General features: G+C 56.7%; 11 protein-coding genes. 5 read left to right on the top strand and 6 right to left on the bottom strand.

Annotated features, from left to right (window positions below; genetic code table 11):
* Positions 1 to 148: 148 nt before the first annotated feature.
* Complete coding sequence (locus ACP4QI_RS00740; protein ID WP_142487783.1) at positions 149 to 439, top strand: HTH-type transcriptional regulator; 291 nt, start codon at positions 149 to 151, stop codon at positions 437 to 439.
* A gap of 41 nt (positions 440 to 480) precedes the next feature.
* On the opposite strand, the gene ACP4QI_RS00735 is transcribed toward ACP4QI_RS00740, so the two are convergent.
* The 4 genes from ACP4QI_RS00735 to ACP4QI_RS00720 all read right to left on the bottom strand — a co-directional run bounded on the left by ACP4QI_RS00735 (position 481) and on the right by ACP4QI_RS00720 (position 5803).
* Positions 481 to 2100, bottom strand: coding sequence for an ATP-binding cassette domain-containing protein (locus ACP4QI_RS00735; RefSeq protein WP_426495931.1), 1620 nt, complete (start codon positions 2098 to 2100; stop codon positions 481 to 483).
* A 256-nt stretch (positions 2101 to 2356) separates the two neighbouring features.
* A complete protein-coding gene (glyS, locus tag ACP4QI_RS00730) occupies positions 2357 to 4426 on the bottom strand; it encodes a glycine--tRNA ligase subunit beta (protein WP_142487781.1) in 2070 nt (689 codons plus the stop codon).
* Between the two features lie 9 nt (positions 4427 to 4435).
* Positions 4436 to 5347, bottom strand: coding sequence for a glycine--tRNA ligase subunit alpha (gene glyQ / locus ACP4QI_RS00725; protein WP_003860141.1), 912 nt, complete (start codon positions 5345 to 5347; stop codon positions 4436 to 4438).
* A 159-nt stretch (positions 5348 to 5506) separates the two neighbouring features.
* Positions 5507 to 5803, bottom strand: coding sequence for a YsaB family lipoprotein (locus tag ACP4QI_RS00720; protein WP_370462902.1), 297 nt, complete (start codon positions 5801 to 5803; stop codon positions 5507 to 5509).
* Positions 5804 to 5992: 189 nt separating this feature from the next.
* Between ACP4QI_RS00720 and ACP4QI_RS00715 the strand changes: the two genes are divergently transcribed.
* Positions 5993 to 6988, top strand: coding sequence for an acyltransferase (locus ACP4QI_RS00715; protein WP_156262659.1), 996 nt, complete (start codon positions 5993 to 5995; stop codon positions 6986 to 6988).
* A gap of 79 nt (positions 6989 to 7067) precedes the next feature.
* Here ACP4QI_RS00715 and xylB read toward each other — a convergent pair whose 3' ends face one another.
* Positions 7068 to 8522, bottom strand: coding sequence for a xylulokinase (xylB, locus tag ACP4QI_RS00710; RefSeq protein WP_426495930.1), 1455 nt, complete (start codon positions 8520 to 8522; stop codon positions 7068 to 7070).
* A 58-nt stretch (positions 8523 to 8580) separates the two neighbouring features.
* Positions 8581 to 9903, bottom strand: a complete 1323-nt coding sequence (gene xylA / locus ACP4QI_RS00705; protein ID WP_285112362.1) for a xylose isomerase — start codon at positions 9901 to 9903, stop codon at positions 8581 to 8583.
* Positions 9904 to 10273: 370 nt separating this feature from the next.
* On the opposite strand from xylA, the gene xylF reads away from it, so the two are divergent.
* The 3 genes from xylF to xylH all read left to right on the top strand — a co-directional run bounded on the left by xylF (position 10274) and on the right by xylH (position 14038).
* A complete protein-coding gene (gene xylF, locus ACP4QI_RS00700; RefSeq protein WP_142487776.1) occupies positions 10274 to 11266 on the top strand; it encodes a D-xylose ABC transporter substrate-binding protein in 993 nt (330 codons plus the stop codon).
* Positions 11267 to 11337: 71 nt separating this feature from the next.
* Complete coding sequence (locus tag ACP4QI_RS00695; RefSeq protein ID WP_426495929.1) at positions 11338 to 12879, top strand: xylose ABC transporter ATP-binding protein; 1542 nt, start codon at positions 11338 to 11340, stop codon at positions 12877 to 12879.
* Positions 12857 to 14038, top strand: a complete 1182-nt coding sequence (gene xylH / locus ACP4QI_RS00690; protein ID WP_142487774.1) for a xylose ABC transporter permease XylH — start codon at positions 12857 to 12859, stop codon at positions 14036 to 14038. Before ACP4QI_RS00695 ends, xylH begins: the two co-directional genes overlap by 23 nt.
* The last annotated feature ends 31 nt before the right edge of the window (positions 14039 to 14069 follow it).

The following is a 14069-nucleotide window of genomic DNA, read 5'->3' as shown; positions in this document are numbered from 1 at the left end:
GCACTGGTGCTCACACCGAAAACAAGCGAGCGAAACGTATCTCTCAAAATTAATCACGCACGTTACGATCTCCTGTCAGTTTTAGCGACTATTCTTAAATTGCTCTCTATGTTCACGATCCCGCAGTGTGATTTAAGAGGAGTCCTCAATGGAATTAAAAGATCCTATGTTCGATCTGCTAAGCAGTCTGGAACAGATTGTTTTTAAAGATGTACCGCAGACGGTGACCCGTTCGCAAAAGTCTAACCCCTTTACGGAATTTGAGCGCTTACGCAAAGGGACAGGGATGAAAACAGATGATTTCGCCCGAGCAATGGGTGTCAGCGTAGCAATGGTTCAGGAGTGGGAATCGAAAAGAGTGAAGCCCTCTATGACCGAGCTGAAGCTGATGAGTCTGATTCAGGCTAACCCGGCACTCCGCAAGCAGTTGACTGAATGAAGTTGTTTTTGCCCCCGCATTTGCGGGGGTTTATGTTTTTGTCACCGCCGTTCAGCACGCCACTCCCCATCCAGCCATACCAGTTCATCCGTCAGGTTCAGCCCGTTCAGAAAATGATCGTCATGCGACACTACCAGCAGTGCGCCTGCAAAGCCTGCCAGCGCCGCTTCGATAGCCTGCGTTGAGGCCAGGTCCAGGTGGTTGGTCGGTTCATCAAGCAGCAACAGCTGCGTCGCCTCTTCCCGCCACAGAACGCAGGCAAGCGCTGCTTTTAACCGCTCGCCGCCGCTCAGCTCTGCCAGCGGCAGCGTAACTTTCCCGGCACCCAGCTGGAGTTGCGCCAGACGGCTGCGCAGCACGCCCTCCTCAAGCGGCGTGTTGTGCAGATTGAGATGACTGATAACCGACTGCGTCAGATCCAGCTGCGATAAATGCTGGTCGAGGTACACCGTGTTGACCGACACGCGGCAGGTCCCGGCGACGGGCGCGCACTCCCCGAGGATCGCTTTCAGCAGGGTAGATTTCCCGCAGCCGTTCGGCCCGCGCAGGGCCACCCGCCTCGGCCCGTCCATGCGCCAGGTGAGCGGCAGCATCGTGACATACGGCAGCACCAGATCGTCCAGCACTAGCACCTGTTTGCCCTCCGCAATCTGGCTGCCCGGCAGGGTAAACATCACCGGGTTTTCCTCTTCGACCCGCTCCCGCGCCTGATTGACCGCCGCATTCAACGCATCCTGTTGATCGTGATGCTGTTTGCGCCATGCGCCTGGACGCTCCTTTGCCGCCCCTTTATATTTCACGCGCTCAAACGAGGCGATATTAAGGGTATCCACCGTGCGCAGGGTTTTAGCCGAGCGGCGCAGGCTGTCGTCATGCTCTTTCTGCTGACGTGTGCGGGTGCGTTTGCGCTCGTGAGTTGCATGATCCAGCGCCGCTCGGGCAGCCTGCTGTTCCGCATCCCGCTGACGCTGATAATCGGCATAATTCCCGCCATAGCTGTGCAAACCGGAAGCGCTGAGTTCCAGTATGCGCGGCACCTGCGCCAGCAGCTCACGATCGTGGGATGCGACCAGCACGCCGCCGGTATGGCGGGCAAGCTGAGCGTAAAACCACTCCCGCCCCTGTCGGTCGAGGTGGTTGGTCGGTTCATCCAGCAGCAGATAATCCGTATTCGCCGTAAACGCGCCGCACAGCAGAGCGCGAATCCGCTCACCGCCGCTCAGTTCGGAAGCCGGTTTGTCGGGTGTAAACGTCGGAAGCTGCGCGTCCCTGAATGCCTCGCTCAGCCGTTCGGCGATATCCCAGAAACCCTCCAGGCGCTCCAGATCGTCAGGCTGGTAATCACCGCTATCGATCCGCGCCCGGGCCGCAAAGATATCCTCATAGCCAAGTAGCCCGGCCAGCGTGGTTTGCGGAGAAATATCGTGCTGTTGCGCAACATAGCTGTGCGTGCCGAAACGTTCGATATGACCGCTGGCGGGCTCGTCCAGACCGGCCAGCAGGCGCAGGAGACGGGTCTTACCGCTGCCGTTGCGGCCAACCAGCGCGCAGAGCGACGACTCCAGCGAGAAATTCAGCGGACCAAAAAGGGTATCGCCCGTCGCAAACTGACAGGTGACCTGATGCAAAATAAAAGAAGGGGATTGCGCAAAATGAGCCATAAGCACTCCTGAATGAAATCAAAACCTCCCCTGCCGACGCGGTGGCGTTTAGCAAGGATCGAAATTCATCAGTCGTGGTTGTTCATTTTTGGGGGGCGCTCCAGGGGGAGAAAGTCAACGTGGATAAGGATAACGGTAATTTGTTGACCGTTTCAAGGTTAAATTTTCAACGGCACGGCATAAAAAAACCCGCCGAAGCGGGTTTCTAGCACTCCCGGTGCCCGTGCAAGCGTAGCGCCGCCGGGCAAAGGGCGCATTACTGCAGCAGGGAAATATCCGCCACGCGCAGGAACAGCTCGCGCAGTTTTTCGAGCATCGAGAGACGGTTGATACGCAGATCTTTATCTTCTACGTTCACCATCACTTTCTCGAAGAAGGCATCGATCACGTCGCGCAGTTCGGCCAGCTCCACCAGCGCTTCCTGGTAGCGACCTTCCGCGAAGACCGGCTCCAGCTTGTCGCGCAGTACCACAACCTGCATCGCCAGGGCGATCTCTTCCGGCTCTTTCAGCGTCGCGGCGTTGACACGCTCGTTCAGCTTTTCATCGGACTTCGCCAGAATATTGGATACACGCTTGTTGGCCGCCGCCAGAGCAGACGCCGCTTCCAGGGTACGGAAGTGGGAAACCGCTTTCATGCGGGCATCGAAATCAGCCGGACGGGTCGGACGACGCGCCAGCACCGCCTGGATGGTGTCGACGGTGTAACCTTCGTCCTGATACCAGGCGCGGAAACGGCCCAGCATAAAGTCGATAACATCATCTACCACGTTGGCGTTGGTCAGCTTGTCGCCGTACAGACGCACCGCTTCTTCAGTCAGAGTCTGCAGATCGAGATTGAGGTTCTTCTCAACGATGATGCGCAGCACGCCCAGCGCAGCACGACGCAGCGCAAACGGGTCTTTATCGCCTTTCGGATGCTGACCGATACCGAAGATACCCGCCAGGGTGTCCATCTTGTCGGCAATCGCGACGGCACAGGCCACCGGGTTGGACGGCAGATCGTCACCGGCAAAGCGCGGCTGATACTGCTCGTTCAGCGCGACAGCTACGTCTTCCGCTTCGCCATCGTGACGCGCATAGTGCATGCCCATCACGCCCTGGGTGTCGGTAAATTCGAACACCATGTTGGTCATCAGGTCGCACTTGGAGAGCAGGCCTGCGCGGGTGGCGTGGTTGACGTCCGCGCCGATTTCACGGGCGATCCAGCCGGACAGCTCCGCGATACGGTCGGTCTTGTCGCGCAGCGTACCCAGCTGCTGCTGGAACAGCACGGTCTGCAGGCGCGGAAGGTGATCTTCCAGACGCTTTTTACGGTCGGTATTAAAGAAGAACTCGGCATCCGCCAGACGCGGACGCACCACTTTCTCGTTACCGGAGATAATCTGAATCGGATCTTTCGATTCAATGTTGGCCACGAAGATGAAGTTCGGCAGCAATTTGCCGTCATTGGCATAGACCGGGAAGTACTTCTGGTCGCCCTTCATGGTGTGAACCAGCGCTTCTGCCGGTACCGCCAGGAATTTCTCTTCAAACTTCGCGGTCAGGACCACCGGCCATTCCACCAGCGAGGTCACTTCTTCCAGCAAGCTTTCGCTCAGATCGGCGTTACCGCCAATCTGACGTGCCGCTTCTTCCGCGTCCGCTTTAATACGGGCTTTACGCTGTTCATAGTCAGCGATGACCTTACCGCGCTCCAGCAGGATTGAAGGATACTGGTCGGCATTGTCGATGGTGAACTCCGGCTCGCCCATAAAGCGGTGGCCGCGGATCACGCGATCGGACGCCACGCCCAGAATGGTGGCAGGGATCACGGTGTCGCCCAGCAGCAGGGTCACGGTATGAACCGGACGCACGAAGTGGACGTCGCTTGCGCCCCAGCGCATCAGTTTTGGGATCGGCAGCTTAGCCAGCGAGGTGGCGATCATGTTCGGCAGCAGCGCTTCTGCGCTCTCGCCCTTCACATGGGCGCGATACAGCAGCCATTCTCCTTTGTCGGTAGTCAGACGCTCGGCCTGGTCAACGGTGATCCCGCAACCACGCGCCCAGCCTTCTGCCGCTTTGCTCGGCTTGCCTTCAGCGTCGAACGCCTGAGCAATGGCCGGGCCGCGCTTTTCAACTTCGCGATCGGGTTGGGAAGCAGCCAGGTTTGCCACTTTCAGCGCCAGGCGGCGCGGGGCAGCAAACCATTCGATTTTACCGTGTGCGAGGCCAGCGTTATCCAGCTCGGCAGTCACGTTCGCAGCAAAGGACTCCGCCAGGCTGCGCAGGGCTTTTGGTGGCAGCTCTTCGGTGCCGATTTCCACCAGGAAAGTTTTCTCAGACATGGCCGCCTCTTATTTGTTTCGGTTGCACATCGGGAAGCCAAGGGCTTCACGGGACGCATAGTAAGCTTCTGCAACGGCTTTGGTCAGGGTACGAATACGCAGAATGTAGCGCTGACGTTCAGTCACGGAGATCGCTTTACGGGCGTCCAGCAGGTTGAAGCTGTGGGCGGCCTTCAGAATACGCTCATAGGCGGGCAGCGGCAGCGGAGTCTCCAGCGCCAGCAGCTGCTGGGCTTCTTTCTCGTACTGCTCGAAGCAGGTGAACAGGAAGTCCACGTCCGCGTATTCGAAGTTATAGGTGGATTGCTCCACTTCGTTCTGATGGAACACGTCGCCGTAGGTGGTTTTACCCAGCGGACCGTCGCTCCAGACCAGGTCGTAAACGCTGTCTACGCCCTGAATGTACATGGCCAGACGTTCCAGACCGTAGGTGATTTCACCGGTGATCGGTTTACATTCCAGACCGCCAACCTGCTGGAAGTAGGTAAACTGCGTCACTTCCATACCGTTCAGCCACACTTCCCAGCCCAGACCCCAGGCACCCAGCGTTGGGTTTTCCCAGTTATCTTCCACGAAACGGATGTCGTGGATGGTTGGATCCATACCCAGCTCTTTCAGCGACCCAAGGTACAGCTCCTGAATATTGTCCGGTGATGGCTTAATGACCACCTGGAACTGATAGTAGTGCTGTAAGCGGTTCGGGTTTTCACCGTAGCGACCATCGGTCGGACGACGAGATGGCTGCACATAAGCGGTCGCCATTGGCTCTGGCCCCAGCGCGCGCAGGCTGGTCATCGGGTGTGAGGTGCCGGCGCCGACTTCCATGTCCAGTGGTTGAACAATGGTGCAGCCCTGACGAGCCCAGTAATCCTGTAAGGTCAGGATCAGGCCCTGGAAGGTCTTAGTATCGAACTTTTGCATAGTATTTCGTGCTGGATACGTGTGGTTTTAAATGGAAGGGATCAGTATACCCGTCGGATGCAAGATATACAGTACGAAACGGCGTTGTTTAGGGAAAATTGGGAAATAAGCATAGCTGACAACGCCCTCGGGACACAGCCAGCTCATGACGCGACGGCCTTAACGCATCGAAAGATGTAAAAAATGGCCTTCTGGGTCAAAAGAACAGATGAAACTCTCATTGCGGGCAGTGAAGCCCTGCATTTCATAGCTACCCTGGAACTGTTCGAATGCGGTGACGTCGATTTTTTGCGCACCGGTATTGTAGCGCTGAGCCGCCCGATCCTTACACAGCTGTTCCATGTCCAGCGAACGCACCGGACTGACTTTCTTCGTTTGCGCTTTTTGCGCGGGGGACGTCTCCTGAGCCGCGCAGCCGGCCAGTAACGCGGGGATCAGGATCCACATTGCACGCATCATCATTTTTATTACCGCCCTGTGCTGTGGCTATTATTTTTAAACTCTAAACTTTATAGATTATGGCCCGGCATTCTGCGAATCTCACCGCCCGGGCACAAGCAGGGCGATGCAAACTCAGAATTTTCCAGTGAGCGTCTTTAGCAATACCACAGTCAGACTCTTTTTAATGCGAAAACAGAGGGATGGATGCAGGAAAAAATTAACTGGATTGATAATCTGCGGGGAATTGCCTGTTTAATGGTGGTGATGATCCATACCACGACCTGGTATATCACCAATGCCGCAAGCGTCAGCCTCGTTAACTGGGATATCGCCAATATTCTCAACTCCGCTTCACGCGTGAGCGTGCCGCTGTTTTTCATGATCTCCGGCTATCTCTTTTTTGGCGAGCGCAGCGCGCAACCGCGCCACTTTTTACGCATCGGGCTGTGTCTGCTGTTTTACAGCACCGTGGCGTTCCTTTATATCGTGCTGTTTACCTCGATTAACAGCGAGCTGTCGCTGAAATACCTGCTGCAAAAGCCGGTGTTCTATCATCTGTGGTTTTTCTTCGCCATTATCGTCATTTACCTGCTCTCCCCGCTGCTGCAGGTGAAGAGCGCGAACGGCAAAATGCTGCTGGCGCTGATGATCGTGATCGGCATCGTGGCCAACCCCAACACCGTCTCGCAAAAAATAGGCGGATTTGAATGGCTGCCGATCAACCTGTATATCAACGGCGACACCTTCTATTACGTGCTGTACGGTATGCTGGGCCGCGCTCTGGGTATGATGGATACCCGTAAACGCTGGCTGAATGGGATTTGCGCCGCGCTGTTTATTGCTGCGGTTGCGATCATCTCCCGCGGTACGCTGCATGAACTGCAGTGGCGCGGCACCTTCGCCGACACCTGGTATCTCTACTGCGGCCCGATGGTCTTTATCTGCGCGATGTCATTATTTACCCTGGTGAAAAACACGCTCAATGCACGCCCCCTGCCGCTGCTGGGGTTAATTTCGCGTAACTCACTGGGGATTTATGGTTTTCACGCGCTGGTGATCCACGCCCTGCGCACGCGTGGCGTGGAGTTAAAGAGCTGGCCGCTGCTGGATATCGTCTGGATATTCTCGGCCACGCTGGTGGTCAGTCTGCTGCTGTCTATGCTGTTGCAGCGGATTGATACGCGCAGGTTTGTCAGTTAAGCACGACTTGCTTGCCCGGCGGCGCTTCGCTTGCACGGGCCTACAAGGCTGTGCAAACGAAACGCCACCCGGCAACGTTTCACGACATCAATGGCAGAAGCTGCTGATAGATCTTGCGGAACACATCGCGTTGCCCGGCATAGCGGGCATGACGCGCGGTATCAGGGATGTGCTGCTGTTCCAGCGCTAGCTGTGGCAGCAGCGCCGACAGCGGTTTATCCGGATTCACCGCAATCTGCGCCAGCCGCGCGGCGCCCAGCGCAGGCCCGACATCCCCGCCGGTACGGTAATCCAGCTGCTGACCGCTGATATCCGCCAGCATCTGACGCCAGTACGGGCTACGCGCCCCGCCGCCAATCAGCGTAATGCTGGTCGGTTTGAGTCCGCATTCATGTACTACATCCATGCCATCAGCCAGGGCATAACCCACCCCTTCCAGTACCGCACGCGCCAGTTCGGCCGGACCGTGCTGATGGGTTAAGCCAAAGAACACCCCTTTCGCCTGCGGGTTGTTATGCGGCGTGCGCTCGCCGGAAAGATAGGGCAGGAACCAGAGGGTACCCGCGTTTTCATCGGCCTGCTGCGCAGCATCGAGCAGGGCCGGAACGCTGCCTAAGCCGGTCAGTTTTGCCGCCCAGTCCAGGCACGACGCCGCGCTGAGCATCACCGACATCAGATGCCATTTGCCGGGTAACGCATGGCAGAAGCTGTGCACCGCGCTGTCAGGGTTACTGCGATAACCGTCGCTGACGGCAAAGTAGACGCCGGATGTGCCCAACGACAGCATCGCCTGTCCGGCATCGGCCATCCCCACACCAACCGCGCCCGCGGCGTTATCACCGCCCCCCGCCACGACCGGAACGGCCGGCATATCCCACCGTTGCGCGACCGACGGCAGCAGCGTGCCGGTCTGCTCACAGCCTTCGAACAGAGCAGGCATATGGTCACGGGTGAGATGGCAGGCGTCGAGCATCGTCTCGCTCCAGTCGCGTTTAGCGACGTCGAGCCACATAGTGCCTGCCGCATCGGACATATCGCTGGCGTACTCGCCGGTCATCCGCAGACGCAGATAATCTTTTGGCAGCAGCACCTTCGCCACCTGGCTAAAAATCTCGGGCTCGTGGCGCTGGACCCACAGCAATTTGGGTGCGGTAAAGCCCGGCATCATCAGGTTGCCGGTGATCTCCCGGGATGTCGGCACGCGTTCTTCCAGCAGGGCGCACTCTTCACCGCAGCGGCCGTCATTCCATAAAATGGCCGGACGTAAAACACGGTTGTCCTTGTCCAGCAGCGTAGCGCCATGCATCTGCCCGGCAATTCCCAGGGCTTTGACTTCCCTCAGCGAGTGCTGCTCGCCAAGCGCCTTCAGGGCGCGATCCGTTGCCAGCCACCAGGCTTCAGGATCCTGTTCAGACCAGAGCGGATGTGGCCGTGAAACCTGCAATTTTTCTGTTTGCGCTGCCAGCACGTCGCCCTGTTCATTTAACAGAATGGCTTTCACACCCGATGTGCCAAGATCGATCCCGATATACATGCCCTGGGCTCCTTAAAATTATAGGCCGGGCAAGCGTAGCGCCGCCCGGCGATACCCGTTACTTGTCGAACAGGTAATGATTCACCAGATTTTCCAGCAGCTCCTGATGACCACTCTGATGCTGCGGCGCCAGGTTATGCTGTTCAGCGTACTTCGCCAGTTCCGTCAGCGATAACTGGCCTTTCAAAATTTGCTGACCCAGTTCACTGTTCCAGCCGCCATAGCGTTTCGCCACGCGCTTATCCAGCTCGCCGTCTTCAATCATGCGGGCGGCCACTTTCAGCGACAGCGCCATGGTGTCCATCGCCCCAATATGACCATAGAACAGATCGTATTTATCGGTACTCTGACGGCGCACTTTGGCGTCAAAGTTCAGGCCGCCGGTGGTAAACCCACCCGCTTTAATGATTTCGTACATCACCAGCGCGTTTTCTTCCACGCTGACCGGGAACTGATCGGTATCCCAGCCCAGCTGCGGATCGCCGCGGTTAGCATCCACGGAGCCGAAAATGCCCAGCGCGATAGCGGAGGCGATCTCGTGGTGGAACGAGTGGCCGGCCAGGGTCGCGTGGTTGGCTTCGATGTTCACTTTGATCTCTTTTTCCAGCCCGAACTGCTTGAGGAAGCCGTACACCGTTGCCACGTCGTAATCGTACTGGTGCTTAGTCGGCTCCTGCGGTTTTGGCTCAATCAGCAGCGTGCCCTGGAAACCGATTTTGTGTTTATGCTCCACCACCATTTGCATGAAGCGGCCAATCTGCTCGCGCTCCTGGCGTAAATCGGTATTGAGCAGCGTTTCGTAGCCTTCGCGCCCGCCCCACAGGACGTAGTTTTCGCCGCCCAGCTGATGGGTCGCGTTCATCGCCGTCACGACCTGGGTGGCCGCCCAGCTGAACACTTCCGGATCCGGGTTAGTGGCAGCCCCTGCGCCATAGCGCGGGTGGGTAAAGCAGTTGGCGGTGCCCCACAGCAGCTTCACGCCGCTCTGCTGCTGTTTTTCAGCCAGTACGTCGACCATCTGCGCGAAGTTATTCAGGTACTCTTTCAGCGAAGCGCCTTCCGGGGAAACGTCCACGTCGTGGAAGCAGTAGTACGGCACGTTCAGCTTGTGGAAGAACTCAAAGGCAACGTCCGCTTTGCGCTTCGCCAGCTCAAGCGCATCGCCCGGCTGCTGCCAGGGACGATCGAACGAGCCTACGCCAAACATATCGGCCCCGCTCCAGCAGAAGGTATGCCAGTAGCAGGCGGCGAAACGCAAATGTTCTTCCATGCGCTTACCCAACACCAGCTCGTCCGGGTTGTAATGACGAAACGCTAAAGGATTAGAGGATTTCGGGCCTTCATAACGAACGCGATCGAGTTGATCGAAATAAGCTTGCATAGTGAGCTCCATAATCAGGGGTGCGGCGAAGAGTAGATACTGGAGTAATAGTGAATAGTGATCGCAGCTTGCTCAATTACGTTATTTCACACTGCTATTGAGAGAATGCACAAACGTGCGCTGGCTCGCAAAATCAATTTGCAGCCAAAGGAATTTCACAGCGTAAATTCCAGAATCATGCGTAATTAAGAAGTTATGTAATTTAAAATAAGATCGCGGTCATAAATTCGAAAATAAACCAAATATCATAACGAGAAGATAAAAATCTGTAATTGCCAGTCTGCCGTTCCCCGTTAAGAATTTGCTACGTCTCTTGCAATGATTGTTTCTTTTATCTCAGTTACCTAACCCTACAAAAGGCAATACAATTATGAAGATAAAGAACCTGTGCCTCACTCTTTGTGCATCGCTGCTGCTGGCGAGTACGGCGAGTCATGCAAAAGAAGTCAAAATCGGCATGGCGATCGATGACCTCCGCCTGGAGCGCTGGCAAAAAGATCGCGATATTTTTGTCAATAAGGCAGAAGCATTAGGAGCAAAAGTTTTTGTCCAGTCTGCCAATGGCAATGAAGAAACCCAAATGTCGCAAATCGAAAATATGATTAACCGCGGCGTCGATGTGCTGGTTATTATTCCCTATAACGGTCAGGTTTTAAGTAACGTGGTAAAAGAAGCCAAACGCGAGGGCATTAAAGTATTGGCCTATGACCGCATGATTAATAACGCCGACATCGATTATTATATTTCCTTCGACAATGAAAAAGTCGGTGAATTACAGGCGCAAAGCCTGGTAGCGAAAGTGCCACAGGGGAACTATTTCCTGATGGGCGGCTCGCCAGTAGACAACAACGCCAAATTATTCCGCGCCGGGCAGATGAAAGTGCTGAAGCCGTACATTGACGAAGGCAAAATCAAAGTGGTTGGCGACCAGTGGGCAGATGGCTGGCTGCCAGAAAACGCACTGAAAATTATGGAAAACGCCTTAACTGCCAACAATAACAAAATTGACGCCGTGGTCGCGTCTAACGACGCCACCGCTGGCGGCGCAATTCAGGCGCTCAGCGCTCAGGGGCTGGCCGGAAAAGTGGCGATCTCCGGGCAGGATGCAGACCTGGCCGGGGTGAAACGCATTGTGGCCGGCACCCAGACCATGACGGTGTATAAACCGATCACCGAGCTGGCCACCACCGCCGCAGAAATTGCCGTTGAGCTGGGCAATGACCAGCAGCCTAAAGCCGACACCAGCTTAAACAATGGCCTGAAAGATGTGCCGTCCCGACTGTTAACCCCTATCGAAGTCAATAAAGAGAACATTGACGCCACCGTTGTGAAAGACGGTTTCCATAAAAAAAGCGAACTGTAATCCAGCATCGCCCCTGCCTGGCGGGGGCGTATCGACTTGTACTGTTTTCCTTCGGGTCATGTGGGGCAGTTATGTCTTATCTCCTTGAAATGAAAAGCATCACTAAGGTGTTTGGCGCGGTGAAGGCCGTGGACAACGTCAGTCTGCGTTTAAATCCCGGCGAGATCGTCTCGCTGTGCGGTGAAAATGGCTCCGGCAAATCGACGTTAATGAAAGTGCTGTGCGGCATTTACCCCCACGGCAGCTATGACGGCGAAATTATTTTTTCCGGCGAAACCCTGCAGGCCACGCACATCCGCGATACCGAACGCAAAGGCATCGCCATCATTCACCAGGAGCTGGCGCTGGTGAAGCACCTCACCGTGCTGGAGAACATCTTCCTCGGCGCCGAGATCGCCCGTCACGGGGTGCTGGATTACGACACCATGACCCTGCGCTGCGAAAAGCTGCTGGCACAGGTGAGCCTGGCGATCTCTCCCGATACCCGGGTGGGCGAGTTAGGTCTGGGGCAACAGCAGCTGGTGGAGATCGCCAAAGCGCTCAACAAACAGGTGCGCCTGCTGATCCTCGATGAACCGACCGCTTCGCTGACGGAACAGGAAACCGCGGTATTGCTGGACATCATTCGTGACCTGCAAAACCACGGTATTGCCTGCATTTACATCTCCCACAAGCTCAACGAAGTGAAAGCTATTTCGGACACGGTCTGCGTCATTCGCGACGGGCAGCATATCGGCACCCGCGAAGCGCAGGGAATGAGCGAGGATGACATCATTACTATGATGGTGGGCCGCGAGCTCACTGCGCTCTACCCAAATGAACCGCATACCCTCGGGGAGGAGGTGCTGCGCGTGGAGCATCTCACCGCCTGGCATCCGATCAATCGTCATATCAAACGGGTGAACGACGTCTCCTTCTCGCTGCATCGCGGTGAAATTCTTGGCATAGCCGGGCTGGTCGGCGCCGGGCGTACCGAGGCCGTGCAGTGTCTGTTCGGCGTCTGGCCCGGTCGCTGGGAAGGCCGTATCTTTATTGACGGGCAGCCGGTCGATATCAAAAACTGTCAGCAGGCGATTGCCCACGGCATCGCGATGGTACCGGAAGATCGTAAGAAAGACGGCATCGTGCCGGTGATGGCGGTAGGTAAAAATATCACCCTCGCCGCCTTAGATCAGTTCAGCGGAAAGCTAAGCAGCCTTGATGACGCCGCCGAGCAGCACTGCATTCTGCAGTCCCTTCAACGGCTGAAGGTCAAAACGTCTTCCCCGGACCTCGCCATTGGTCGTCTTAGCGGCGGCAATCAGCAGAAGGCCATTCTTGCCCGCTGCCTGTTGCTCAACCCGCGCATCCTGATCCTTGATGAACCCACCCGCGGGATCGATATCGGTGCGAAATACGAAATCTACAAGCTGATCAACCAGCTGGTTCAGCAGGGTATCGCCGTAATTGTGATTTCGTCAGAGCTGCCTGAAGTGCTGGGTCTGAGCGACCGGGTGCTGGTGATGCACGAAGGAAAACTGAAAGCCAACCTGAACAACCAGAACCTGACGCAGGAACAGGTGATGGAAGCCGCATTAAGGAGCGAACGCCATGTCGAAGAGCAATCCATCTGAATTAAAAGCCACGGCGCCCGCACCGGGTCTGTTTTCAGGGTTAAAGGCGCTTAATCTGCAGGTCTTTGTCATGATTGCCGCCATTGTAGCGATCATGCTGTTCTTTACCTGGACCACTGACGGCTCGTACCTCAGCGCCCGTAACGTCTCCAACTTGCTGCGTCAGACCGCCATTACCGGCATTCTGGCGGTGGGGATGGTGTTTGTGATTATCTCGGCGGAGATCGACCTCTCCGTAGGTTCGATGATGGGCCTGCTCGGCGGCCTGGCGGCGATTTTCGACGTCTGGCTGGGCTGGCCGCTGCCGCTCACCATCGTGGTTACCCTGCTGCTCGGTTTACTCCTCGGCACCTGGAACGGCTGGTGGGTGGCCTATCGTAAAGTGCCGTCGTTTATCGTCACCCTGGCGGGGATGCTGGCCTTCCGCGGCATTCTGATTGGCGTGACCAACGGCACCACCGTCTCTCCCACCAGCGCCTCCATGTCGCAGATTGGTCAGAGCTATCTCTCCAGCGGGGTCGGTTTTAGCCTCGGCGCAATTGGCCTGATGGCGTTTGTTGCCTGGCAGTGGCGGAGCAGAATGCGTCGTCAGAGCTTAGGGTTAGCCACGGCACCGTCCACCTCGGTTGTCGGCCGCCAGGCGCTGACGGCAGTGATTGTCCTTGGAGCAATCTGGCTGCTGAACGACTACCGCGGCGTGCCGACGCCGGTGCTGCTGCTGGTTCTGCTGCTGCTGGCCGGGATGTTTATGGCCACCCGCACCGCCTTTGGTCGGCGCATTTATGCCATCGGCGGCAACCTCGAAGCCGCGCGCCTGTCCGGCATCAACGTTGAGCGCACCAAGCTGGCGGTCTTTGCCATTAATGGCCTGATGGTCGCCGTGGCGGGTCTGATCTTAAGCTCGCGCCTGGGGGCAGGCTCGCCGTCGGCAGGGAACATTGCCGAACTCGACGCCATCGCTGCCTGCGTCATTGGCGGAACCAGTCTGGCGGGCGGGATCGGCAGCGTCGCCGGGGCGGTGATGGGTGCCTTTATTATGGCGTCGCTGGATAACGGAATGAGTATGATGGACGTCCCGACATTCTGGCAGTATATCGTTAAGGGTGCCATTCTGTTGCTGGCAGTATGGATGGATTCCGCGACCAAGAGGCGCGCCTGAGGATGCTTTATCGTCTGTCACTGATTCTGGA

The organism is Leclercia sp. TB492 (genome assembly GCF_049974505.2).
GTDB lineage: Bacteria > Pseudomonadota > Gammaproteobacteria > Enterobacterales > Enterobacteriaceae > Enterobacter > Enterobacter adecarboxylatus_C.
This window is presented reverse-complemented; position numbering and strand designations above follow the sequence as displayed.